The organism is Salinimonas chungwhensis DSM 16280 (assembly GCF_000378185.1).
Taxonomy (GTDB): domain Bacteria; phylum Pseudomonadota; class Gammaproteobacteria; order Enterobacterales; family Alteromonadaceae; genus Alteromonas; species Alteromonas chungwhensis.
This window is the reverse complement of the sequence record NZ_KB899376.1, coordinates 803,585-824,335: the sequence shown is the minus strand read 5'-3', so window position 1 is coordinate 824,335 and position 20,751 is coordinate 803,585. Positions and strand designations below refer to the sequence as shown.

17 protein-coding genes are annotated in these 20,751 nt (G+C 46.5%); 9 read left to right on the top strand and 8 right to left on the bottom strand.

Going from position 1 to position 20,751, the window contains the following annotated elements:
- Window positions 1-20: 20 nt before the first annotated feature.
- Window positions 21-599: an exopolysaccharide biosynthesis protein gene (locus tag F458_RS0103720; protein WP_232362626.1), complete on the top strand. Its 579-nt coding sequence runs from the start codon at window positions 21-23 to the stop codon at window positions 597-599.
- Here the strand turns inward: F458_RS0103720 and F458_RS20035 are convergent.
- The 3 genes from F458_RS20035 to F458_RS0103705 all read right to left on the bottom strand — a co-directional run bounded on the left by F458_RS20035 (window position 580) and on the right by F458_RS0103705 (window position 4,015).
- Window positions 580-2,454, bottom strand: coding sequence for a putative bifunctional diguanylate cyclase/phosphodiesterase (locus tag F458_RS20035; protein ID WP_018982035.1), 1,875 nt, complete (start codon window positions 2,452-2,454; stop codon window positions 580-582). The genes F458_RS0103720 and F458_RS20035 overlap by 20 nt on opposite strands.
- Window positions 2,455-2,668: 214 nt before the next feature.
- A complete protein-coding gene (locus F458_RS0103710) occupies window positions 2,669-3,586 on the bottom strand; it encodes a LysR family transcriptional regulator (RefSeq protein ID WP_018982034.1) in 918 nt (305 codons plus the stop codon).
- A gap of 78 nt (window positions 3,587-3,664) precedes the next feature.
- Window positions 3,665-4,015 carry a rhodanese-like domain-containing protein gene (locus F458_RS0103705; RefSeq protein WP_018982033.1) on the bottom strand — a complete coding sequence of 117 codons (351 nt, stop codon included), beginning with the start codon at window positions 4,013-4,015 and terminating at the stop codon, window positions 3,665-3,667.
- Between the two features lie 180 nt (window positions 4,016-4,195).
- Between F458_RS0103705 and F458_RS0103700 the strand changes: the two genes are divergently transcribed.
- Window positions 4,196-4,519, top strand: coding sequence for an ArsR/SmtB family transcription factor (locus F458_RS0103700; RefSeq protein WP_018982032.1), 324 nt, complete (start codon window positions 4,196-4,198; stop codon window positions 4,517-4,519).
- Window positions 4,520-4,522: 3 nt separating this feature from the next.
- On the opposite strand, the gene F458_RS0103695 is transcribed toward F458_RS0103700, so the two are convergent.
- The 3 genes from F458_RS0103695 to maoP all read right to left on the bottom strand — a co-directional run bounded on the left by F458_RS0103695 (window position 4,523) and on the right by maoP (window position 7,156).
- Window positions 4,523-5,839 (bottom strand): class II fumarate hydratase, encoded by a 1,317-nt coding sequence (locus F458_RS0103695; RefSeq protein WP_018982031.1) that lies wholly within the window; start codon window positions 5,837-5,839, stop codon window positions 4,523-4,525.
- Between the two features lie 4 nt (window positions 5,840-5,843).
- The gene (locus F458_RS0103690) at window positions 5,844-6,575 is read right to left on the bottom strand and encodes a PRC-barrel domain-containing protein (protein WP_018982030.1); all 732 of its coding nucleotides are present in this window, start codon (window positions 6,573-6,575) and stop codon (window positions 5,844-5,846) included.
- Window positions 6,576-6,796: 221 nt separating this feature from the next.
- Window positions 6,797-7,156, bottom strand: a complete 360-nt coding sequence (maoP, locus tag F458_RS0103685) for a DUF413 domain-containing protein (protein ID WP_018982029.1) — start codon at window positions 7,154-7,156, stop codon at window positions 6,797-6,799.
- A 310-nt stretch (window positions 7,157-7,466) separates the two neighbouring features.
- Here maoP and F458_RS20830 point away from each other — a divergent pair, with 310 nt between their 5' ends.
- From F458_RS20830 to F458_RS0103650, 7 genes are all read left to right on the top strand, one after another.
- On the top strand, window positions 7,467-7,631 hold the full coding sequence (locus tag F458_RS20830) for a hypothetical protein (protein WP_018982028.1): 165 nt from the start codon (window positions 7,467-7,469) through the stop codon (window positions 7,629-7,631).
- A 101-nt stretch (window positions 7,632-7,732) separates the two neighbouring features.
- Window positions 7,733-8,548 carry a LysR family transcriptional regulator gene (locus F458_RS0103675; RefSeq protein WP_018982027.1) on the top strand — a complete coding sequence of 272 codons (816 nt, stop codon included), beginning with the start codon at window positions 7,733-7,735 and terminating at the stop codon, window positions 8,546-8,548.
- A 212-nt stretch (window positions 8,549-8,760) separates the two neighbouring features.
- Window positions 8,761-9,117 (top strand): DUF2750 domain-containing protein, encoded by a 357-nt coding sequence (locus F458_RS0103670; RefSeq protein WP_018982026.1) that lies wholly within the window; start codon window positions 8,761-8,763, stop codon window positions 9,115-9,117.
- A 146-nt stretch (window positions 9,118-9,263) separates the two neighbouring features.
- Window positions 9,264-9,506, top strand: a complete 243-nt coding sequence (locus tag F458_RS0103665; protein ID WP_018982025.1) for a DUF2789 family protein — start codon at window positions 9,264-9,266, stop codon at window positions 9,504-9,506.
- Window positions 9,507-9,652: 146 nt separating this feature from the next.
- Window positions 9,653-11,833 carry a S46 family peptidase gene (locus F458_RS0103660; RefSeq protein ID WP_018982024.1) on the top strand — a complete coding sequence of 727 codons (2,181 nt, stop codon included), beginning with the start codon at window positions 9,653-9,655 and terminating at the stop codon, window positions 11,831-11,833.
- A gap of 203 nt (window positions 11,834-12,036) precedes the next feature.
- On the top strand, window positions 12,037-13,335 hold the full coding sequence (locus F458_RS0103655) for a ribonuclease J (RefSeq protein WP_083928582.1): 1,299 nt from the start codon (window positions 12,037-12,039) through the stop codon (window positions 13,333-13,335).
- Window positions 13,336-13,812: 477 nt separating this feature from the next.
- The gene (locus F458_RS0103650; RefSeq protein ID WP_018982022.1) at window positions 13,813-17,955 is read left to right on the top strand and encodes an EAL domain-containing protein; all 4,143 of its coding nucleotides are present in this window, start codon (window positions 13,813-13,815) and stop codon (window positions 17,953-17,955) included.
- Here the strand turns inward: F458_RS0103650 and F458_RS0103645 are convergent.
- Together F458_RS0103645 and F458_RS0103640 are read right to left on the bottom strand one after the other, a co-directional pair.
- Complete coding sequence (locus F458_RS0103645) at window positions 17,952-20,195, bottom strand: xanthine dehydrogenase family protein molybdopterin-binding subunit (RefSeq protein WP_018982021.1); 2,244 nt, start codon at window positions 20,193-20,195, stop codon at window positions 17,952-17,954. The two genes, F458_RS0103650 and F458_RS0103645, sit on opposite strands and share 4 nt — an antisense overlap.
- Window positions 20,192-20,650, bottom strand: a complete 459-nt coding sequence (locus F458_RS0103640) for a (2Fe-2S)-binding protein (protein WP_018982020.1) — start codon at window positions 20,648-20,650, stop codon at window positions 20,192-20,194. Before F458_RS0103640 ends, F458_RS0103645 begins: the two co-directional genes overlap by 4 nt.
- Between the last annotated feature and the right edge of the window lie 101 nt (window positions 20,651-20,751).

Sequence of the window (20,751 nt, the reverse complement as noted above, 5' to 3'; positions counted from 1 at the left end):
GCGTGGCTGTGGAACGGTCCATGAGCTTGCACGAATTGCTCGGGAAAATGCAATGTAAAGGCGATGAAGAGAAAATCACGTTTGGCGAGTTACTCAGCGTAATGGAGAAGCGTGGTTTTGGACCTATGCTAGCTGCACCAGCCTTTATTTGTTCCACACCTATTGGCGCTATACCTGGTATACCGACGGTAACCGGTATAACTATATTTCTTATTTCACTGCAAGTTTTACTCGCGCGAAATCATCCATGGCTGCCTTCAGCCATTACTCAGATAGGCATTAATCGGGAGTCACTAAATAAAGGCATTGGCAAAGCAAAGCCCGCTGTCACCTACGTGGATAAGCTGTTGCTGCCACGCTGGTTTTTCATGCGACAGGCGTTTTTTCGCAGTCTCATCGCGGTAAGTTGCGCCATTTGCGGGTTAATGATGGTACCTCTGGAGTTGGTTCCTTTTCTGGGCTTAATACCCGCAATGGCAATCTTTATCATGGCAATCGGAATGGCAACTGACGATGGCGCTGTAGCGCTACTGGGGTTATCAGTTGCTATTCTTGGTATCGTTATGGGTACCCAACAACTTATTGAGTTAGTGAGTTAACCATAACCGATTCTCTGGCTGACAATAACGCGTTTATACGGTCGGCCGGTGTTGGTTTGCCAAAAAAGTAGCCCTGGCCGATATCGCAATTCAGGCTTCGTAACAATGTTACCTGATCTTGCTGTTCAATACCCTCAGCCACCACTTCTATGCTCAGGTTATGACAAAGCGTTATCATAGCTTCAACGATTTTTGCATCTTTGCTGTTATCAGTGATATTCATAATAAATGCGCGGTCGAGCTTAATAGTATGTACATTAAGCTCGCGAAGATAGGCAAATGAACTCATGCCAGTGCCGAAATCATCAATAGATGTTTTTAGTCCCAGTCGGTTAAATGCTTTAATCATGCGCTTACTGATTGTGACATCTACCATTGTTGCACTTTCTGTTAATTCAAATTCGAGCAGTGAAGGAGAAATGCCACTAGATCTGAGTAAGCCTTCTACAAATGGTATAAATGCATTGTCCATCAGATTATACGCGGAGAGATTTACCGCGACCGATGTAGGCGTTCCCTGATTTTCCCACTGTTTAATCTGACTTACCGCACACTCCACGGTGTAGCGCGTAAAGGCGTGTACTATGCCGCTTTGCTCAATTAAATCGATAAAATGACTGGGGGAAAGAACACCCTCATCCGGGTGATTCCAGCGCACAATAGCCTCCACACCAGCAAGCGCGCCGCTTGTCAGATTTACCTTAGGCTGGTAATAAAGCTCAAATTGTCGCTGTTGTAAGCCAGAGCGTAACTGACTACGCAACGTAACTTCTAACGTACTATTATAAGCAAGCCGATCGTTATAAACCTGAATGCCCAGACGCATACGTTTGGCTCTGAGCATTGCATTTTCAGCATTTTGAACCAGCGTTTCTATCAAGTGGCCATGTTCCGGGGCGCAGGCTACACCTATACTACAGCCGATTTCAAAAGCACTTTTACCAATATTCAATGGTTCCCTACATTCATACAGAAACGTAAAAGCACGGCTCATCACATCTTCAGCGGGCAAATCTGGAATCCAGATTATAAACTCATCACTGCGGTACCGATACAGCCTGGAATGCGCACCGGAAATCTGCCGTAAGCGCTGAGAAAATGCTTTTAATAATTTGTCTCCCATATCATGACCCAGGGCATCATTGATTTCCCTGAAACGGTCAAGGTCAAGAAACATCAATGCGCCTTCCTTATCGTGTATATCCAGGCTGGTGAGCAATGCATTGCGGTTATATAGCTTGGTAAGATTATCAATCAGTGCCATTTTCTCGAGACTTCGATTGGCTGACTCGAAGCGCCGGGCAATAAAAGCAGACATGATCAGCGCTGACCAAACCGATAACCAGAAGGTGAGAAATGCAGCAACGGATAGTCGACTGATCACACGATCGGAAATTTTTTCCATATCTACCGAACGCCATATTACGGTAAGAGGTTTACCTGAAGATAACACTGAACTGTGCACGTAATATTCATCACCACCCTCGTTAAAAAAACCGGTCTGTTTTAGTGGCTGCAAGTAGGTTTGCGGCGCGAGGCGTTCATCCCGATAAAGCTCCTGGTTATTAAGCTCAATGATGAGAATGTCTTCAGCTAAAAGAGAAAGGTCACGGGGGACCAGCGAAACTGAGTCATTGGGTTCTTCATCACTGATGATCGGCGCTAGAAGCGTCTGCACGTCACTATACTGGTCGGCGAAGGCCTGCCGCTCAAGATCTCTCTCCATTTCCACCAGAAGATTATAACCGACATAACAAAAAATACTGATAACCAGCAGTGACAGAAGAATTGAGCTTAACAAAAGCCGCTTCCTCAGCGCGCTGTCACTTTTTACCAGTTCTAGATGATCGGGCATAAGTTTGCTTACCGGTTAAACTGTGTCTGACCCAATACCCCAAGGGTATCAGCGCACTTACAGGGAGGCGGATTGGTCATCAGGTTACAAAATATTACCCGAAACGAGTGACGATGCAGAATAAGCGAGCTATCAGCGTTCATTGTACGCCCTTTGCTTTTTATTATTGTTATATGCTTTTATCGTATGTTTATAACGTCATTTGAGCGCATATTCAATTGTTATCCGCAATCGTCATACGTGTACCTGGCATTTGCATTGACTGAAACCGTAGCTCGCCAATAAATGCTCTTGCCGCCGGGCCCAGCCTGTCACCATCACTGAAACTTAAGTTGAGCAGTGCACTTCGACGCCCTCCTTTAGGCAATGCCAGTGGCGCTAGTCGGTTGTTCGCAAGACTATTCTGTATCATTGCAACAGGCAGCCAGGCATAGCCGAGTCCGCGTTCTAACATATCAATTGAGGTGCGGCTATGAGACACGGTCCAGCGTTGCTCAGCGCCCAGCCATCCAGCGTCAGTACGTCGTTCTGTTGAACTGTCTCTAACCACAATCTGTCGGTGAGACTTCAAATCCTCAACACTGATATCGCGACCTAAATGATGAAGGGGGTGCTCAGGATGAGCGACAAGCAGTAAATCAATTTCACACAACTCTTCACTGAAGCCATTGTGTAAAGGGAATGGAGATATGGCAATATCCACATCCCCCTGCTGCATTAAATCATTGGCGCCAGAAAGCACCGTCTCCATTATTTCGATGCGCAGTAATGGGTATTCTTCTGAAACCGCAGATAATGCCCGGTAAAGCATTTCTGCCGGCATAATGATATCCACCGCAACTTTTAACTGTGTTTCCACACCATGTTGTAAACTGGCTGCTACTGCTTCAAGTTTTTGCGCCTCTTCCAATAGAAAACTAGCCCGGCGCAACATCAGGCTACCAGCATCAGTGAGTTTTACGCGCCGCCCGTCGTTTTCAAACAATGTTACGCCCAACGCCGCTTCCAGTTTATGTACCGCGTGGTGAACAGTAGACTGGCTTTTGTGGACCCGTTGGGCTGCCTGGTTAAAGCCGCCCGCGTCAACTACGGCTTTAAACATGCGCCATTGTTCAAGCGTTGCTTTTAACATGCTTACCTACCATGTATGAGACATAGCAATAAATAATGCCTTCATTCATGAGGTTTTTCCATCTTCAGCATTTTCCTGTTAAGGGTTAAACGCCTTTTGTATATCTTTAATATCGCTAATCAGGGCGGTTACATTGGTATAGCCCATAGCGATCAGCTGTTCGCCAGCCAGACGCGCACGAACACCACTGGCGCAATGAAGATAAAGTGGCTTATCCGGGTTTTTGAATTGGTCAAGGGCTTTCATTTCAAGCACACCACGGGGGATCGTGTAAGAGGCCGGTACAGGCGAATCCGCCAATTCGGAAGGCTCTCTGACATCGATCAGCGCGCCCTTATTTTCTGCTAATTCTTTTCTGGCTTCTTCTGCGGTCACTGTCCGTAGTGTTTCGGGTAATGCTTCTAACCTTTCCTGAATACTCTTTAACATACTTCCTCCTAAGCCTGATTAAAATGTACTAACAGTTATAAGAAAACATTAATATGATCAGAGGTTAAGCAAAAACAACACTGTTATCTTTAGATAGCAGTATTTGTGCGACAAATGCACTTGTACAACTTCTATACTTCGCGTTTCAATAAACCTTTAACCAAACACAGCGTTGTCTGAATGTCTGCTACTATCGAAACACCTAACAATGATGTTATTTCAGAGTACGTCAATGAAGCAGAGCAATTCTTTAAATTGCTCGCGAACAAGACGCGTCTCACCGTATTGTATTCTCTTAAAGACCAGGAACTGTCTGTCTCTGACCTGCTTACTCGGATTAATGTAACTCAGCCTGTACTGTCTCAGCATCTTGCTTTATTACGCGAGGCAAGAGTAGTCGCTACCCGTCGCGAAGGTCAGGTGATTTTTTACCGCCTCACCGACGATCGGGTACTGCAAACTATCCGCCTCATGAATGCATTTTTTAATGAATCCACCGATTAATTATCATACAAGTTTAGCGGGATCCAACAGCGATTTTAGTTCTTTTTCTTCCAGGGACGTCATCTCTTTAGCTACATCCAGGATGTCCCGCTTTTCATCATAGGCACGCATAGCTATTTCCGTGCCTTTCTCGTAACCAATTTTCTGGTTTAAAGCGGTAACCAGAATGGGATTTTTCGAGAGTATTTTCTTAAGATTGTCTTCATTGACCGAGAAGGTCTGAATCGCTTTATCGCTCAAATGGGAACAAGCGTTGCTCAATAATTCGATGCTTAAGAGTAAATTCTGTCCAATAAGCGGAAGCATGACGTTAAGTTGAAAATTACCGGACTGTCCTGCCACCGTAATTGCGGTGTGATAGCCCATCACCTGCGCACATGCCATCGTTACAGCTTCTGGAATAACCGGATTCACCTTACCAGGCATTATAGAACTACCGGCTTGTAATTTAGGCATCTCAATTTCAGCTAAACCTGCCAGCGGTCCACTGTTCATCCAGCGCAGATCGTTGCTGATTTTCATCATAGAAGCAGCCAGCACATTCAACTGTCCGGCAAGTTCTACCGCGGTGTCTTGAGCAGAAATAGAGGCAAAATGATTATCGGTTACGGAAAACGAAATATCTAACTGCCGACTCAGCGCGGCGCAAACTCTCCCTCCAAACTCTTCATGTGTATTGATACCCGTACCGACCGCGGTACCACCGATGGCAAGACGACTAAGACGGACCTGGGTATCTTCCAGCCGCTGCAGGTTTTGCAAAAGCTGGGCACGCCAGCCGGACAATTCCTGGCTAAGTTTGACGGGCATAGCGTCCATTAAATGCGTACGACCGGTTTTGATGACGTGGTCGAAATCTTTCATGCGCTGTTCAATATGTGAAGCTAGCTCGCTGACCGCCGGAAGCAGGGTATTTTGTACCTGAATTGCCGCACTGACATGCACAGTTGTGGGAATAACGTCGTTGGAACTTTGACCCATATTGACATCATCATTAGGGTGTATGGTTTTACCGGCGAACTGGCTGGCCAGCGTTGCTATTACCTCATTGGCATTCATATTAGTGCTGGTGCCAGAACCGGTTTGGTATACATCTACCGGAAACTGTTCATCATGTTCACCAGCAGCAACCTGCATGGCCGCTTTGACAATTGCGTCAGCGGCATCGTCATCAAGCTTGCCAAGCTCTTGATTGGCAGTAGCGCAGGCCGCTTTCACATAACCTAGAGCATGGATAAAGGGCGCAGGCATACCTGTATGGCTTATCTTAAAGTTATCGACGGCCAGCGCTGTTTGTTTCTGATATAGCTTAGATGTCATAAAATTATTCCGCCTCCAGCAAAATTGATTCGAGATAGCCGGCATCGCCGACCTTATCCATGTCAATTTCCGGCTTATCCATTAACTGGTCGCGGGTAAGATTGACATGCAATTTATGACTGGACCAATCGATAGTGTCGATATCTTTGGGGGCAATCGCCAGTTTTTTCCCGCCGGGAAGCCAGTTGTTGGTGTCAATAACTAATAACCTAAGCGACCAACTGGAATGGTCAAAAATGAAATCGGTAATATGACCGACGTCCTCATCCAGTGTAGCCACGTCATAGCCATGGACTTCATTGCATGAGCGAAGGTGATTAGTGGTTTCTTTAGGCTCTTCAACAATGGCTTTTTCCATTTCCTTATCGGCCAGCTCGGTAGGATGAGCAAAATCGCCCCAGGCACCCGGACCAATCCAGTAATAGCCGTAGCCGAAGTATGTCGACAACGTTTCCTCGTATTCTCTGGAAAGGGGTTTATGCTCGTCAATGGAAGGACTGTCTTTGAGCTCTTGTGAAGACATATTAATAGCCAGCCATTGTTCATCGGTATCGACTTTGGATACTGAAATTGGTGAAATAACCACCTTGCGGCTCATGGGTAGCCAGCTGTTAGTATCAGCGACCAGATAACGAACCACAAAATCCTGGTCGTCGAAAAGAATGTCTTTGCAGCCGCCTATATCACCGTCTGTTGCGTGTATTGAGTAATTAGTAACCTGTTTGTGTGAAATCATTGCTTCGATCCTCCTGGTGGCTATGCGCCAAAACTAAACTGCGGCGCCTGAAGCGACTTAAGATTGAATTCGTCAGGGGCTGGCACAAGGATCACCGGCGCGGTGGAATAGGGCAGGAGTGAATGTCAATTAAACGCGGTTACTACTGCGTCACAATGGGATTGCGAACAAGCATTAAAAAGGCGATTATCAAATCGCCTTAAATATAAAATTCAGTACAACTAGCCAGCTACATCGTATTCTTCACTGACATAATCGTCATCATAGTCAGCCTGATTACTGGCCGAACTGTGCAGAGTATAAAAATTGCGCTTGCCCCGCGCCAGCTGAACATATTTTTGCCAGGCTTTTTCCAGCGTTGTCTGAGCTGCTGCCTTACCCTGTACAAAATCTACGAATTGTTTTTCGTCCTGACTTTGGGGGGACAACTCCTGCTTTTCAAGCGCCAGCAACGTTGTACCATACCGAGACAATAAATCGGCTTCACAAATACTAAAATCACCAGATTTCCTGAAGCCATAAGGAAATTTGGCTCTATCCATAAAAGGTTTAGGTGAAATGCGGATGTCGGGCGTTTTCATAGTCGTCTCACATGAAGGTAATCATCAGCGAACTTTTAGGCCAATTTAGGCAAAAAATGAAACAAAATATTTTGCTCTTAGAGAACAAAATTTTTGGTTGTTGAAGAAGCTTATTTATCGCCAGAATGCGGCCTTGTGAAAATAAAGGTGATTCTGGCGATTAGCGACCTGATGAGGATAGTGAAAGATGTAGGGCGCTATTTGTCAGCGCTAATATTTATTGTCGTAACGACAATAAATATTTGTTTTAAATTTGAACAGCAACACACATAATAAAGTTGTTAGCCATTAATTATTCTATGAGACTGTAATGAGTAAAGACTATCGTCACCAGCGGGAAGAATGGGACTCGGTAGAGAATGAAGACCATTCTGGTAAAAAGAAAGGCGGACGTCGCCATCCTGACACTGAGCGCCAGCGGCGTGATGAACTCAGACGGGAGAAGCAGAAAAGACTATACCAGGAAAGCTTTTAAACCCCTGAGTAATTTTTATAGCGTTAATCTTTGTCCTTCGGTTTACAAAGCACCCTATCTGTGACAGCTTTACGAACAGATTATTTTACTGTTCGTAAAGCATGGATATACGCTTTTTATCTACCTTCATTGAAGTTGCCAACACGCGCCATTTTGGCAAAGCCGCTGAAAATCTGTTCCTTACCCAATCAGCGGTGAGCGCGCGCATTAAATTACTTGAAGAATACTTCCAGACCACGTTATTTGTGCGTCATCGCAACAGTATCCAATTGACGCCGGCGGGAGAGAAGTTGCTCCCGTTTGCTCATCAGCTCAGTGATACGTTAAAAGATGCCAAGCGCGAGCTCCAGTTGCAATCCGGGGAATATGTGGTATGCGGGGCTACACAGCTGGCAAGTGAGCTTCAGCTTGGCGCAACGTTATCTAAAATTCATGAGTATTTTCCCGATTGGTCAGTCAAAGCAGAGATTCTGACGTTGGATAATCTTTCCAGGCAGTTGCACGAAAGAGTCATCGATTTAGCTTTTTCCTCTGAGCCGCTTAAATCAGAAGATGTGATGAGTCGTCTGATCCGTACTGAAGAATTGGGACTTTACAGCGTAGGTTCCAGCGAGATTGAAGCGCACAACTATGTTGCTATTGAATGGGGGCCGAAGGTCAGGGATATTATTTGCCAGCATTACCCTCAGCTACGTGACGCCAGATTACGGACTAATTCTCTTAGACTAGGGGCCAATACGCTCTTTGAAGAGGGAGGTTGCGCTATTTTCCCCTTGAGTTTTGTTAAACAACAGCCGCAGTTTAATGCCCAGCTTATTGAATCTCTGCCACAGATAGAAGCCAACGTTTATCTCAACCACCTGAGAAGTGTAAAACGTCCCGCACTTAATGCAATGATTAATACCTTGTTCTCCTGACTACAACGTTTGTCTGATAAGTGGTGCTGATTAATCTGCAGTGCCACGCGACTAATGTGAAGCATCTCTGATTTAAACATACGGGACAAGAGTCGCTGATCCTTGCAATGGATGACAAGTAAAAATGAAACATCAGGGCAACAGCAATGCTATTATGACATAGAGAAAAATGCTGTTGTTCTGCCGGCAAATTTTAGAAACAGGAATATACTATGGCTTTAGATGAACACCCATTACTAAACGTAAGTGCAGCGCTGCGCTTGCAGGAAACGGTTGCCGGGATCAAAGAAAATCAGAAAGTCTGGATTTTAAAAGATACTGATGGCTGCGTCATGTTGAGCACTGAAGACGAAGATGGCGTTCCGGTCTGGCCGGATGCAGGTCTTGCGCTGCTTTGGGCGACCGAAGACTGGTCACAATGCGAGCCCATGGAGATATCGTTGGAAGACTGGCTGAAAAAATGGACGCCGGGTCTGATGCAGGATGAACTATGTGTGATGGTATGCCCGGTGCCCGGCGAAGATGGTGAGGTTCTGGAGCCGGACGAGCTGGCTGAAAAACTGATGTAGCTATGAAGCAGGAAAGCCACTACTTAGTGGCTTTTTTTATCCCTCAATTGAAGTAAACATGACATCTGTCTTGATTACTTCATCTGATCTAACCTTGGTTAAAATGCGTTTACTATCAGCAAGTCAACGATTATTCAGGAGTATTTATGTATACCGAGCAGCCTACCATGGAAGATTTATTTACACAGCTGGGTCTGGACTCCAGTGAGGAAGGTATGGAAGCGTTCATCCAAAAGCATAAAGGCATGAACAACAGCCGGCATATTGAAGAGGCACCATTTTGGAACGAGTCCCAGGTAGCGTTTTTAAAACAAGCTATTGATGAAGATGCGCAATGGGTAATGCTTATTGACGATCTAAATGCGCAATTGCATCACGATCCGGCTTAAGCGTAATGGATATGACTCAGCCCGGCTAAAATAACTGTTGCAACAAATTTACACACTTTCGTTCAGTTTTTATTGTTTTGTGGGCTGGGCGCAGATGTCAATTAGGGGTAGTATCGTGACAACGACAAAACGAATAAGGAACTGTAATGTCACGAAAAATAAGTTATTTAGCTGGTTCTGTCCTGCTTGCCTGCAGTATGTCAACCGCGGCTAAAGAAGGTATGTATACTCCAGAGCAACTTCCGCAAATAAGTGAAGATCTCAAGAAGACCGGATTAGAGATATCTCCCCAATCTCTTAGTGATCTTACTGAATTCCCCATGGGCGCCATCGTTTCGTTAGGCGGATGTTCAGCCTCTTTTGTTTCTGATAAAGGGTTAGCAGTAACAAACCATCATTGTGCTCGCGGTTCAGTGCAGTATAACTCTACAGCTGAGAACAATTACCTTGAAGAGGGCTTTCTGGCCAAAACCAAGGAACAGGAATTACCGGCAGCGCCAGGCACCCGCATGTACGTCACCGTCGAATTCTCTGACGTAACCGATAAAATTCTTGGGCAGCTTAGCGACGACCTCACCGGCAGAGAACGGTTTGATGCGATAGTGGATGTACAGAAAAAACTGATACAGGAGTGCGAATCGCAACCTGGCTATCGATGTTCAGTCCCTTCTTTTTATAACGGAAAAGAATATAAATTAATCAAGCAGCTGGAAATTCAGGATGTGCGCATTGCTTATGCACCTGCGGACTCAGTCGGCAAGTACGGTGGTGATGTCGATAACTGGATGTGGCCAAGGCACACCGGTGACTTTGCCTTTTATCGCGCTTATGTGAGTAAAGATGGCAAACCGGCAGCTTATGCGGAAGACAACGTACCCTATAAGCCTGAACATGTACTTAAGGTCTCAGCAGCTGGGCTGCAGGATGGAGACTTTGTCATGGCAGCCGGCTATCCAGGCTCCACGGATCGTTATGCAAGACTGGTGGCCGTTAAACACACGTTTAACTGGCTGTATCCTACGTATATTGATTTAATTGAGACCTGGATTAAGACGATTGAGGATGCCGCGCCTGAAGGCAGCGATGCGCGAATCAAATATGAATCGACATTAGCAGGGCTGAATAACTTCTTAAAAAATACTAAGGGTCAGATTGCGGGTGCGCAGCGCGTAGGCCTTGTAAAACGTCGAGAATCTCGCGAAGCATCTTTGAATGAATGGCTGGCTAACTCGGGAATGCGCGAATCTCAAATTGAAACCATTGAGCAGCTTGATGAGGTTGAGGAGCAGCAGGCTTTACTGAGCAAACAGACATTTTGGTATCGCAATATCACCCGGCCGCAATTGCTCAGCGCCGGCCAGCGTTTATATCGTAATGCAATTGAGCAACAAAAGCCTGATGAAGAACGTGAGCCGGGATACCAGGATCGCGATCAAAGTCGATTACAGGAGAGTATGCAACGCATAGAACGCCGCTTCGACCCTACAGTTGACAAAGCCGTATGGGCAACGTTCATTAACCAGTATTTACAGCAGCCTGAATCAGCACGTATAGCTGCATTCGACGATGCTCTTGGCCTGTCTGCCGATACTTCAAAAGAGCAAGTTAGTGAGATCCTGGATCGCTATTATGCGCAGACTAAAATGGACGACGCTGATTATCGCTTAGCGATGCTGGAAAAATCACCAGAAGCGTTCAAAAAAAGCAATGACCCATTTATCGCTCTGGCAGTAGCACTGTATGACATCGAAATGGAAAATGAAGATAAAGCGAAATCCTTGTCAGGTGAAGCTAAAGCGCTTTCACCCGGTTATATGCAGGCCATAATTGACTGGCAAAAATCACAGGGAAGCCTTGCTTATCCCGATGCTAACAGTACGTTACGGGTAACTTACGGTAATGTCTTAGGCGGGTCTCCCAAAGATGGTTTGATTTACGAACCTTTCACCCGTCTCCAGGGGATTGTTGAAAAAGATACCGGAGAAAGTCCATTCAATGCGCCGGAAAAACAGCTTGCGCTGATCAAAGAAAAAACGTTCGGACCTTATGAGATGCCTTCGTTGAACAGTGTACCGGTGAATTTTTTGAGTGATCTGGATTCTACCGGTGGCAACTCCGGGTCGGCAACTATGAACGGGCGAGCCGAACTTGTAGGCCTGCTGTTTGATGGCACATTTGAAAGTGTTAATTCCGACTGGGATTTTGACCCCAAAACTACCCGTACAATTCATGTGGACACCCGATATATGCTTTGGGTAATGGAATATGTTGATGGGGCAACTAACCTGATTGATGAAATGGACGTAGTAAGAGAAGAAACGAAGTAAACGTTGAATTTTACTATCAAGGCAGAGCAGTGGCTCTGCCTTTTTTTATTCATCTGGTTTGATTGGTGCTTAAAGTAACCGATGTGACCGTTACCGGATTCAAAACGTAGTAAATAAAAATAGAGGAGGTCATTATCGTAACTCATAAACCGACAGCGAGTGATTTGTGGTTTGTACCTTTAGGCGGCACAGGCGAAATTGGTATGAACATGAACCTTTATGGTCACGATGGACAGTGGCTAATGGTTGATTGTGGTGTCAGTTTTGATGAGCCCCTCACACCAGAGTATAAGGATAAATCCGATGGTCAACGATTTGATGTAGTTGCCCCCGATCCGACATTTATTGCAAGTCAGAAAGAAAATTTATGTGGCATGGTCATTACGCACGCCCATGAGGATCATGTGGGTGCGGTTCCTTATTTGTGGCAACGGCTGCGCTGCCCGATATACACCACGCCATTTACCGCCGAAGTGCTTAGACGAAAGCTGTCTGAAACCGGGCTCGCCGGGAAGGTTCCGATTATTGAAGTGGATGAAGCCAGTTTTTGCCAAGTGGGGCCATTTCAACTTGAATGGCTGGCCGTGACACATTCAATTCCAGAACCCTATGCCATTAAAATAACCACTGCACTAGGCACCATTCTACATACAGCTGACTGGAAAATTGATGCACAGCCAATCACCGGAAAACCCTTCGATGCAGCAATGTATCGTGCGTTGGGTCAGACCAATATTCTGGCCATGGTAGGTGACTCTACCAATGCACTGAAGCCGGGTTTTTCTATTTCAGAGCGAAATTGTTACGACGGGTTGCTTGCTACGATACGACCGCTTAATGGGCGGGTGGTGGTCGGATGCTTTGGTAGCAATGTTGCCAGATTGATTTCCCTGGCGCGGGTAGCCAAAAAAACAGGCCGCTATATGGCACTATATGGCCGCTCCCTCATTAATATGTACAGCATTGCCCGTAAGCTTAATCACTGGCCGGATGATTTGACGCTCATCGACCCGGCTCATGTGGGTTATTTACCTCCGCAGGAAGTGTTGGCCGTAGCTACTGGCAGTCAGGGCGAAAGGCGCGCGGCGTTAAGCAGAATGGCCCGGGATGAGCACCACCAGTTATCATTAGATAAAGGCGACACAGTTATTTTTTCCAGTATTGTTATTCCTGGGAATGAAAATAGTGTGGAAGCGCTTATACGCCAGCTTCAGGGATTAGGTGTGGACACAATCCACAGCGAAAACAGTACTCTGCCTATCCATGCCAGCGGCCATCCGGCGGCAGAAGAACTGACCCTGATGTATAATTGGGTTAGACCGCAGATAGCCATCCCAGTTCATGGTGAACCCGAGCACCTGTCAGCGCACGCGCAAATAGCCAAAACAGCAGGAGTGCGAAAGCGCTACGTAGGCCTCAATGGCGATCTTTACCAGCTTGCGCCAATCAGTGGAATACGCCGGCAGGTTATTAAGACCGGGCGTATCCCAGTCAGGGCCTGAGAAAAATCATCACCAACCAGCATAGTTACCTTCTTAAACTATGACGCTGAGCAAGCTTAGAGAATCGCTATCCGAATGGGATAATGCTCGCCTTATTTGGGATCATTACGGTATGAACTTTTAAGATGCACTGTACGTTCAGCAGGGAAAATGCTTCGTCGTGCAGCTTCGTAAGAAAATAATTATAGTAGACCTGCGATGAAAAACTGATATGCCGTTTGTTCTATTAAACGCTTTTCATTTACGCTACAGGTATGCATTATTGGTGCAAGCAAACTCATTCTTTATTATTAGCATAAAGTCGGAGTGACAGAAAAAGTCCATTTGATATAGTCAATTCATAGGATGTTTTTATCACCTGTTGTAAGGAAAACCGTGGCCAGATTTTTTTCTATAATTTGTACACTGCCCGTGCTGTCCTTGCGGGTGGGTAAAATATGGATAGTGATATTTCTGATATGTTTGTCTGGGATAAACGTGCAGAAAGTTTTTGCGGCACCGGCGATTCAAAACGCTTCCATTCCCAGCTTATCTACCCGCCAGGGTCTGAGCCAGGACACGATAAACGATATTTTAATCGATAATACCGGCTTTGTCTGGATTGCCACCCAGGGTGGCTTGGATCGATGGGACGGTCACCACCTTATTACTATTGGCGGACCAGACAACCTTCTGATTAATGCCAGTATCGAAAAGCTATTTTTGGATGCAAAAAACCGACTCTGGATCAGTACACTGCAGTCAGGTGTTTTCACCCTTGATTTGACCACTAGTCAGGTTGAGCAGCAGTTAAAGCGGCCGGGTTTAGATATCTATGACTGGGTGCAATCCGCTTCTGATTTTGCCAGTGATGAGAAAGGCTGGACCTATGTTGCACTGGACCATGAAGTTGTTCGTATGGACAGCGACTTAGTTCAGCAGGAAATAATCTACACACTGCCAGAGCGCTTACGAAATAAAGAAGAAATTATCAGATCAATTCACCTTACCCGACATTATTTGTACGTGGCGACCTCTGATGGTCTTTATGCCATGAAACGTGGAAGTGAGAAAAATGATGCCGTCAAAATAGATTACCTGAGCGATATCGCAGAAAATGTAGACAATCGAAATACAAAATTTCTATTAGTGGACACACAGCAACGCTTTTGGGTGGCAACCGTGCGCGGCCTTTTTATGACCGATCTCAACCAACTGGAAAGTGCGCTGGTTGAAAATCGTGAAACGGAGTTTTTGCAAGTAGTTCCGGACCAGAATGTTTGGGAAATGCATGTTAAAAAAGATGGTTCTTTCTGGCTGGCCACCGATAACGGTCTTCTATCCTTAGATATGAGCAGCCCCGGCAACTGGACGACCGTTCATATGCTGGAGGCGCAAAATGGTGATACACAGCTTGCTAAAGCAAAAATTAGTGTGGTAACCGAAGATAAACTCGGAACATTGTGGCTGGGCACAGATATGGGCGGTGTGATGTTGTGGACGCCACAGAATCAAAATATTACGCACATTCAAAATATTGTAGGAAGAGAAGATAGTCCCCTCACTGATAACATCATCTGGTCAATGTATCAGGATGATGAAGGGGCGTTGTGGGCAGGTACCGACAACGGCCTGACTCGTCTGGATTTAATCAGTCTTGATTCTCGAAAATTTTTAGACTATGCGGATGGGGCGGATTTCGATGCTGCCATCTCGCAAGTCTTACCGGCCGACGAGGATCATCTTTATATCGGCAATTATTCTGGTGTGCGACTCTTTGATAAACAAAGCGGTAAGCTTATGCCAGTGCCTACGCAAAATGCCGGGGATGCGGAGATAATGGCCGGCTGGATCTATGGCATGGCGCTGGATTCTCAGGGGCGGTTGTATTTCTTGTCTCATCGGTTTTATCGCTACGACTTTACAACCCGTAGTCTGGAAGAACTAAAATTTGATCATCCTAAAATAAAGCCCTCCCGTGCGTGGGCATTTTTAGGTACCTCGCAAGCCCTCAATGGAGATATGTTGTTATCTACGCAAGACGGGGTTTGGCAGTTTGATCCGGTAACACTCACTCCAGAACTGTTGTACGAGTATCAACCCACCGAAAGAACCAGTGACGCCGCAGTCACGTCCTGGACAGCAAGCGATGGTTTACTGTGGCTCGGCTTTCCTCGATTCGGACTAATTGGTATCGAGCTGGAAAGTAAACGCGTTGTAAAAAGGTTCAATAGCGATAACCTTCTAAAAACGGACATCACTTACGGGGTTCAGGCTGATGCGCAGGGCAGCCTATGGTTTAGCTCGCACCAGGGGGTGTTTCGTTTCATGCCAGATAGTCGGCTGATTTCCTCTTTTGTTTATGGCCGGGAGATCAATGTGTCGGAGTTTAATGACAATGCGTCGGTTATGCTAAATGATGGGCGTATTGCGTATGGGTCTACTGGCGGAATTGTTATTTTTGACCCTGCGGCATTAAGCGCCGGAAACGGCAGTGAGCGTGTTAAACAGCCTATGGTTATCAGTGAGGTATCACTTGATTCACGTTCTTTGGGTATGCCTATGACGAATTTAAGTCAGACCCATCTGGACCTCAATCATGATGACTTTGGTATCGAAATTCATTTTTCCTCAACCCTGGCCAGTTTTGATGCCGCTGACAATTATGTTTATGAGCTTACCCGAAATGGCAGAATGCTAAGTCAGTCGATAACCAGTCAGGGGAAAGCCGCGTTTGCATTTTTGGGGCCTGGTGATTATGTATTTAAAGTGGCGCCTACCACCGAACGATATGGATACGAAGTCACGCCGGGTAAGCTGACATTTTCCATTCCGCATCCGCCTTTTCGCTCACCTCTTGCCTATACAATTTACGTTTTGCTAATACTGACTACTTTTGTCGCCTATATGTTTTGGCGTCAGCGAGAAATTAAAAAGGTTGCCAGAACCGAGCGCCGCTTGCGGGTAATGGGTGAAGCATTCAATCAAACCCGCGACTGGGTCATCGTCTTTGATGAGCAAATGCGTCCCATGGCAGTCAATCCGTCCTTCTGTCGTGCCCTCGGACTTGCTGAAGATGAAGCTGCCGACCATGCTCTGGCTAAGCTTTACCGGCGCAACCCTGCTATCCGTGAACAACTTTATGAGCCGTTACTGGCGATGGAACCAGGTGGTTTTTTAAAACGTGAAACCACCTTTGATACTGTCGATGGCGGTCGGCATGATGTAATCATTGATACTACAGCGGTGGCAGATGACAAAAGTCCGGAAAGTATCGATTATTATCTTATGGTTTTCAGTGACGTTTCTGAGCAGAAAGAGGCTGAGCGAAAACTGGTTAAGATGGCCAGTTATGATAGTCTCACAGGGCTGCTTAACCGAAATTTGCTAGTGGACAGGTTATCTCATGCCATCGCCAACGCCACAGAAGATAGCAGTCGCGTCGCGGTATTATTTATAGATCTTGACCGCTTTAAAGGTATTAATGACAGTTTAGGCCACGAAATGGGCGATAAACTGTTAAAAGTGGTGGCTGCACGCATGGTTAGCCTTGCCAGCCAACAGGATACCGTCGCGCGATTGGGCGGTGATGAGTTTGTAATTGTGCGAGAGCGTATAGCGTGCACCAATTCATTGAGTTCGTTCGTTGCCCACCTGATAGAAACGGTTGAGACCCCTATCGCTATTGATAACGAACTTTTATGCATCTCATGTAGTATCGGAATTTCATTATACCCTGATGATTCAGCGACGCCGAGCGACCTTATAAAGCAGGCTGATGTTGCCATGTACTGCGCTAAAAAAGACGGAGTGGATGGCTTTGCTTACTTTACCGCTGAAATGAACGAGCGTGCCAAAGAGCAGATGACGTTGGAAAACCGCGTGAAGCTGGCTTATCAGGAGGGGCGTTTTTACAATCATTATCAACCTATAATGGATACTGAATCAGGTTCCATAGAAGGCATAGAGCTTTTGTTGCGATGTGATATGCCGGATGCACCAATGGTTCCCGGTGAGTTTATACCAGTGCTTGAAGAGCTTCGTTATATCGTAGACGTTACAAGGATGGCTATCGTCAGGGCGTTGGATGACCTGGCACAATGGCAGCAAAATGGTTTTCACGGCTATGTCTCTGTCAATATTTCTGCGTTGCAATTTAAAGCAGAGTTACATTTAAGTACATTGCGCACCATGATGTACCAGCGTAACCTCACTGAGCGCTCCATGAGGTTTGAAATCACCGAAGGGTTGTTGATGGAAGACAGTAAATTTGCGCAAGAACGAATCAGAGAATTCCAGGATGCAGGTTTTCTGTTTTCTCTGGATGACTTTGGTACGGGCTATTCGTCGCTGAGCTATCTGCGAAAGTTCCCGGTGGACGTACTGAAAATAGATAAAAGCTTCATTGAAGGTATTGAAAAGGATGCCCAGGCAGCAGCACTGGTAAAAACGACCATAGAACTGGCGAAAACCTTTAATATGGAATGTGTGGCAGAAGGCGTAGAAACTGAGTCACAGGCAGAAACACTGCAACTGTTTGGTTGTTATAATCACCAGGGCTTCTACTATTCAAAGCCGGTGGAGGCAGACCAGATCACTGCGATGATTCAGCAAAACTGGTCTGCTAATATTTCCCGTTAGACGGTCAGCTTTAATGGAATGGGCAGCTCATGGATTCGCTGTCCTGTGGCCGCGAATATCGCATTTGCCAGCGCCGGGGCAAAGGGTGGTGTGGGGGGCTCGCCAACGCCACCAGGTGGCGCGTTGCTGTCTACAATATGCACCTCTATATTCTTAGGAGCATGCTGAATGCGAGCGACCTGATAATTATGGAAGTTTGTCTGTGAAATTGCTCCGTCCTGGGCGCTTATCTCTCCAATGGCACAGCTCAGACCATAAATAGCGCCGCCTTCACATTGTGCTTTTACATGATCTGGATTAACCACTGTACCGGCATCAATACATATGTACGCATTGGGGATGGCCCAGTTACCGTCTTTATCAACATCGACTTCAACCACAGTGGCAACATAACTTAAAAAAGAACGGTGAGCAGCCACACCAAGATGTCGTTGCTGTTTCTTTCTGTTTTCCCAGTCTGCCATTGCTGTGGCTTTCTCAAGCACAGCCAGTAATCGGCCGGTGTCTATCGGATAATCTTCAATAGGGTCGCCATAGTTATCATATTCTGCGCCTTCCTTCGCCAAATCAATGTGCCGGGGTTTACCAATAAGCTGCTGAAGATAGGCTTTACTATCAACGCCTGCTGCATAAGCCAGCTCATCGGCAAAGGTATGAATGGCATATGCATGATAAACATTGGCCACTGAGCGAAGCCAGCCGATTCGTACATGGTTTTCGGCTTTTCCTTTTTCTAACTGTAGGTTAGGTATATCAAACGGGTTATCAATAAAACCCAGCCGCAGTTCACCGCTACTGGGTGAATTGGCTTCTGTAGAGAAGGTGCTGCTGATGGTAGGAAAAACAGTATTATGCTTCCAGGCCACCGTATTTCCCTTGCTATCTAACCCCGCCTGGATGTGCTGTGCGCTTACGGTATGGTAAAAACCGTGTTGAATATCATCCTCTCTGCGCCAAATAACCTTCACCGGCCGACCGGCCTCACGTGCCAGCCAGGCGGCCTCGGCAGCAAAGTCAGGCTTGGCTTTGCGACCAAATCCTCCGCCCAGCAATGTTACGTGAACAGTAACATTTTCCGGGGGGATTTTAAGTACTTCAGCCACAATAGCCTGCGTAGCCTGCGGGTTTTGAGTACTGGTCCATATCTCGGCAGTATCATTACTTACTTTGGCAAGAGCAGCCGGTGGCTCCATCGGTGCCTGGGCTAATAGAGGTGCATAGTAGGTTGCAGAAACTGTTTTTTGCGCTTTTTTAAGTGCCGCAGATGCATCGCCTCGCTGGCGAACAATTTCACCGTCAGCTGCAGCCGTTTCAATGAGCGTTTTCTTTTCTGCTTCAGAGTTGTAAGTATTATGCGTGTTTTTGCTCCACGTCACTACGAGTGCATCCGCCCCCTGCATCGCCGACCAGGTATTATCAGCCAGCACGGCAACGCCTCCTAAAGGAGCGAAGTTGGCCGGTGCTGAGGCGGTGGGCATCTGCAATACCTTTACGACGCCGGCAATATTTTTGGTTTGTTTATCATCAACCGACTCAGGCTGGGTAAACATAACCGGCGGACGCTGGATAACTGCATAAAGCATATTTTCAACCGCCATATCCTGGCCGAAAGTAGTGGTGCCGCTGATTATTTTTTCCATGTCTACGCTACGTACTGCTTTACCAACGTACCGCCAGTCCTGACGTGCTTTAGGCTTTACCAGTCCCTCTTCGGGTAGTGGCAAAGTGGCGGCCACCGCGACAATATCAGCAAAGTCGACACGTTTGCCGCTTGGGGTGTGAACAACCTTATGATCTTTGCATTCGCAGTCCTCCGCATTAACTTGCCAGCCTTTGGCAGCGGCCTGCTTAAGAAGTAGTGCTGCGGTGGCGCCGGCCATTTGTAACCGGGCGAGATTGCGCCTGACACTGCGTGAGCCATCTGTGTTTTGATCGCCGTATTTTTTATCGCCATCCGCTTGCAGAGTGACGACCCTTTGCCAGTCAGCATCCAGTTCATCAGCGATGATTTGGGTAATGGCGGTTTTTATCTGCTGTCCCATCTCAGAACGATGGCAGGTTATTTCTACGGTGCCATCTGCAGTAACTGCAATAAATACATTTGGCGCAAGATGCGAATCGGCGCTTTGCGCAGCTGCTACCGCAGTGGACTTGGGAAGCAGGGTGAGACCCAGCGTCAAACCTGTTCCGGTAGCCACCTGTTTGAGAAAAGCGCGTCGATAAGGCGAATGTGTTGTCATGCTTTTTCACTCCCGGCTGCCGCCTTAATGGCTTTCTTAATTCGAGGGTAGGTACCACAACGGCATATATTTCCTGACATAGACTGCTCAATTTCCTCGTCAGTAGGACTGGGATTAGCGGAAAGCAACGCGGCCGCCTGCATCATTTGACCGCTCTGGCAATAACCACACTGAGGAACATCATTTTCGGCCCATGCAATTTGTACCGGATGGGCGTTTTTCTCGTCCAGACCTTCGATGGTGGTGATACGTTTGTCCGCCACTGCCGCCATAGGAAGTCGACACGAACGGGTGGCATCGCCGTCAATGTGAACTGTACAGGCACCGCACAATGCCATGCCGCACCCGTATTTGGTACCGGTCAAGCCGGCAGCATCGCGTAAGTACCACAATAATGGCATTTGTGGGTCGCCTGAGTAACTTTGCGTCTGGTTATTAAGGGTAAATGTGATCATAGTGATTTGCCTTGCTTGCTGATTACCTATGCGTACACCGTTTTTCCTAGAATAGCAACTTTGACAGCTTTTCGGGATGAGGATAAATCCTCAATGATAGA

What these genes read in the sequence shown, in the direction of transcription:
- F458_RS0103645 (WP_018982021.1), bottom strand. Translation starts at nt 20,195, where the DNA reads ATGACAACACATTCGCCTTATCGACGCGCTTTTCTCAAACAGGTGGCT.
- F458_RS20035 (WP_018982035.1), bottom strand. Translation starts at nt 2,454, where the DNA reads ATGCCCGATCATCTAGAACTGGTAAAAAGTGACAGCGCGCTGAGGAAG.
- F458_RS0103670 (WP_018982026.1), top strand. Translation starts at nt 8,761, where the DNA reads ATGGCTTTAGATGAACACCCATTACTAAACGTAAGTGCAGCGCTGCGC.
- F458_RS0103640 (WP_018982020.1), bottom strand. Translation starts at nt 20,650, where the DNA reads ATGATCACATTTACCCTTAATAACCAGACGCAAAGTTACTCAGGCGAC.
- maoP (WP_018982029.1), bottom strand. Translation starts at nt 7,156, where the DNA reads ATGAAAACGCCCGACATCCGCATTTCACCTAAACCTTTTATGGATAGA.
- F458_RS0103675 (WP_018982027.1), top strand. Translation starts at nt 7,733, where the DNA reads ATGGATATACGCTTTTTATCTACCTTCATTGAAGTTGCCAACACGCGC.
- F458_RS0103655 (WP_083928582.1), top strand. Translation starts at nt 12,037, where the DNA reads ATGAACATGAACCTTTATGGTCACGATGGACAGTGGCTAATGGTTGAT.
- F458_RS0103695 (WP_018982031.1), bottom strand. Translation starts at nt 5,839, where the DNA reads ATGACATCTAAGCTATATCAGAAACAAACAGCGCTGGCCGTCGATAAC.
- F458_RS0103710 (WP_018982034.1), bottom strand. Translation starts at nt 3,586, where the DNA reads ATGTTAAAAGCAACGCTTGAACAATGGCGCATGTTTAAAGCCGTAGTT.
- F458_RS0103700 (WP_018982032.1), top strand. Translation starts at nt 4,196, where the DNA reads ATGTCTGCTACTATCGAAACACCTAACAATGATGTTATTTCAGAGTAC.
- F458_RS0103705 (WP_018982033.1), bottom strand. Translation starts at nt 4,015, where the DNA reads ATGTTAAAGAGTATTCAGGAAAGGTTAGAAGCATTACCCGAAACACTA.
- F458_RS0103660 (WP_018982024.1), top strand. Translation starts at nt 9,653, where the DNA reads ATGTCACGAAAAATAAGTTATTTAGCTGGTTCTGTCCTGCTTGCCTGC.
- F458_RS20830 (WP_018982028.1), top strand. Translation starts at nt 7,467, where the DNA reads ATGAGTAAAGACTATCGTCACCAGCGGGAAGAATGGGACTCGGTAGAG.
- F458_RS0103720 (WP_232362626.1), top strand. Translation starts at nt 21, where the DNA reads ATGAGCTTGCACGAATTGCTCGGGAAAATGCAATGTAAAGGCGATGAA.
- F458_RS0103665 (WP_018982025.1), top strand. Translation starts at nt 9,264, where the DNA reads ATGTATACCGAGCAGCCTACCATGGAAGATTTATTTACACAGCTGGGT.
- F458_RS0103690 (WP_018982030.1), bottom strand. Translation starts at nt 6,575, where the DNA reads ATGATTTCACACAAACAGGTTACTAATTACTCAATACACGCAACAGAC.